The 532-nt window shown below is 38.2% G+C and carries 1 protein-coding gene; it reads right to left on the bottom strand.

Annotated elements, in window-relative coordinates; genetic code table 11:
* A partial coding sequence (locus ABD944_RS42280; RefSeq protein WP_425550333.1) for a photosystem I psaA/psaB family protein occupies positions 1-532 on the bottom strand: 532 nt, incomplete at both ends.

Genomic DNA, 532 nt, shown 5'->3' on the forward strand with positions numbered 1-532 from the left:
GCTAATCCCAACTGTATGTGTAAAGAATTAGTAATAGTATCAAATAGCCCTTTATGTCCAGCTCCTAATCTACCACTAGGTGGTCTATGAGCATCTAAAATATCTTTTAGATTGTGCCCAATACCCCAATTAGTCCTATACATATGTCCAGCAACAATGAATACTACTGCAATAGCCAAATGGTGATGAGCCATATCAGTTAGCCACAAAGACTGACTTTGAGGATGAAATCCTCCTAGAAATGTCAGAATTGCTGTACCCGCACCTTCATTAGTTCCGAATAAATGTTGAGCTGTATCTGGATTTTGAGCATATACACTCCAATTACCACTGAAAAACGGGTGTAAACCGGCTGGATGAGGTAAAACGGTTGTAAAATTATCCCATCCTACATGTTGTCCTCTTGCCTCAGGTATAGCAACATGTACTAAATGACCTGTCCAGGCTAAAGAACTAACCCCAAATAATCCAGATAAATGATGATTTAATCTTGATTCGTTATTTTTAAACCATGATAAACCAGGCTTGAATT

This window comes from Actinomadura verrucosospora (assembly GCF_039540335.1).
GTDB lineage: Bacteria > Actinomycetota > Actinomycetes > Streptosporangiales > Streptosporangiaceae > Spirillospora > Spirillospora verrucosospora.